Origin of the sequence: Streptomyces sp. H27-C3 (assembly GCF_030063415.1) — a bacterium.
In the GTDB taxonomy this organism is placed as follows: Bacteria; Actinomycetota; Actinomycetes; order Streptomycetales; family Streptomycetaceae; genus Streptomyces.
In genome coordinates, this window is sequence record NZ_JASITA010000102.1 from 1 (window position 1) to 2,487 (window position 2,487).

Sequence of the window (2,487 nt, forward strand, 5' to 3'; positions counted from 1 at the left end):
CATCCCGGGCCGTTCCCCGGTATCGAGGCCCACCGGTTGCCCGCGTCACCACCGCTGCCGCCGGAGGTCTCCGGTGACGTCCCTTCGGAACAGGCCGGGTTGACAGGTCGCGAGCTGACCACGGCGGACCGCTACTACCTGAGGTGGGACGCCTTCGTCGTATGGCACGGGCGCGAACCGCACGCCGACGAGCTCTCCGACTTCCTCGGTGACGGGTCGGCCGGGGCGCCCGCCCGTTCCGGTGTGCTGCACCGCCACCTTCTGGACTTCCAGCTCTACCAGGTCTGGGCGCGTATGTATGAGGACGAAGGCGAGGAACCGACGCCCGCGGCCGTCGTACAGGAAGCCTCACGGAGAGGGGTCGGCGGGCAGCACCGCACGCCGGTCACGGTCGCTGCGGTCCATCAGCATCTCGACGAGTTCCGGCGGCGTCACCGCCTGCTGAGCACTACGGAGGCGCAGCCGACCACACGCTGAATGCCTCGGCGAACGCATGTCCGGAGCTCCGGGTCACTTCCTCGGTGGGCGCGCGCGCTCGGCGCCGACCAGGCCGGCTTCGTACGCGAGGATCGCCGCCTGTGTGCGGTTGTCCAGGCCGAGGCGGGCCAGCATGCGCGAGGCATACGTCTTGACGCTGGCCAGGGACAGATGGAGCGCCTCGGCGATCTTCTGGTTGGTGTAGCCGGCGCCGATGAGGGTGAGGACCTCGCGCTCGCTGTCCGTCAGGGAATCGATCTTCTCCCGCAGCCCGTTGGAGCCGACCGGCATGCGGGCGTGCGCCCGGCTCACCAGCTTGCTCATGATCTCGGGGGACATGACGGTGCCGCCCGCCGCGACCGTACGGACCGCGGCGACCAGCTCTTCCGTCCTCAGGTCCTTGAGGAGGAATCCCGCCGCGCCCGCCTGAAGCGCCTCGATCACCAGGTCGTCGGTGTTGAAGGTGGTGAGCACCAGGACGCGGGGGACCTCTTTGAGGCGCATCAACTGGAGTGTGGCCTCCACTCCGCCGATGAGGGGCATGTGCAGGTCCATGATGACCACTTGAGGACAGTGCTCACGGGTGGCACTGACGGCCTCCGCACCGTCGGCGGCCTCCGCGACCACGACGATTTCACTGTCGGCCCCGAGGACCGACCGCAGACCCGAGCGGATAAGACTCTGGTCGTCAACAATCAGAACCCGGATCGTCACTGATGCTTCCTCACTGCGACAGGAGGCTCATACCCCCGACCATCCAACCTGCGCCAGTCGGAATCGACTGATCAAGGGTGCCCGCATAGGCGACTCAGGCACGAGGCAACAATAGGCCATGTCCCTGTGAGGCTCGTCAGGGGACAGCTCGCAATACGCCGACTCATTACTGGCAGAACCTTGCCGGTGAAAAACAGCCGGCCCGGCCGTGACGGGGCGCTGGCCGGGCCGACAACGACACGAGAGGCCCTCGGGGGAAAGGAACGACTGGGTTCATCAGCGGAACTCACCATCAGCCGCCTCCGTGTCGATTCCCATCCTGCCCCGGCATTCGGCGTTCCTGGACCCGCCACAGATTGACTCGGCGGATCCACGGTGGACTTCCTGTCGACAATCGCCGCAGTACCCCGGTGGCGGGGAGCGGCGTTCCGCGGGGCAGTGCAGTTCGCATACGTGCCGGAAGTTGATGCACCGGGCGTCGAAAGTTGACGGAAGTGCAATTCTCCGGGCGGACTGTTGGGCCATTCGGACAACCAGGGGGCGACAGGGCCCACCGGTAATCTCGCCGCAGCAGGAAGATCATCGCTCCTGGACGCCAGCCGCCACATCGAAAAGTTGAAGGAAAAACAATCTCTCATGGGTCACAGCCAGCGGCACGCACCGGAATTCACTACCCACCGACGGCGCCCTCTGATCCGGCGGCCACCGGTCCTCGCCGCCCTGGGAGTGGTCGCCATACCCTGCTTCGTCATCGCCGGCATCAAGGGCATCGAACGCTCCGGGAACCTCTCCGCGCCGCCCTCACGGGATGGCCTGCCTGCCGCCTGGGCCCCCTCGGACGGGACGGGACGCCCAAAGGGCGGGAGCGGCGAGCCGAGCCCGTCCGCCTCGGGCCGCACCCCGTCCGCAAGCGCCGGGCCGACCGCGCGTGACAAGGCGTCGGGGCCGAGCTCGGGTGGGGCGCGCGACGAGACACGGGATGCGGCATCGCGGAGCACCGGGACCTCGCACACCGGAAGCCCGGTCGCCCCGCCCTCCTCGCGCCAGCCTGCCCGGCCGACCCCCTCGTCCTCATCCCCATCCTCGCCCGCGTCCCCGACGCTCAAGCGGGGTGCCCGAGGAGCCGCGGTCGAAGCAATGCAGCGGCAGCTCTACTCGATCGGCCTCTACCACGGCCACCGCTACGGCGACTTCGACTCCGACACGGAGAAGTCCGTGCGGAAATTCCAGAGTTGGGCGGCGGTGGCGGACCAGGTCGCGGCCGACACTCCAGGAACGTACGGTCCAGCCACCAGG

At 68.2% G+C, this 2,487-nt stretch carries 3 protein-coding genes; 2 read left to right on the plus strand and 1 reads right to left on the minus strand.

What is annotated here, in order from left to right:
- On the plus strand, positions 1–477 hold a 477-nt coding region (locus tag QMK30_RS38205), incomplete at its 5' end, for a hypothetical protein (protein ID WP_283522928.1).
- A gap of 33 nt (positions 478–510) precedes the next feature.
- Here QMK30_RS38205 and QMK30_RS38210 read toward each other — a convergent pair.
- Complete coding sequence (locus QMK30_RS38210; RefSeq protein WP_283522929.1) at positions 511–1,191, minus strand: response regulator; 681 nt, start codon at positions 1,189–1,191, stop codon at positions 511–513.
- A gap of 636 nt (positions 1,192–1,827) precedes the next feature.
- Between QMK30_RS38210 and QMK30_RS39045 the strand changes: the two genes are divergently transcribed.
- A partial coding sequence (locus tag QMK30_RS39045; RefSeq protein WP_502963317.1) for a peptidoglycan-binding domain-containing protein occupies positions 1,828–2,487 on the plus strand: 660 nt, incomplete at its 3' end.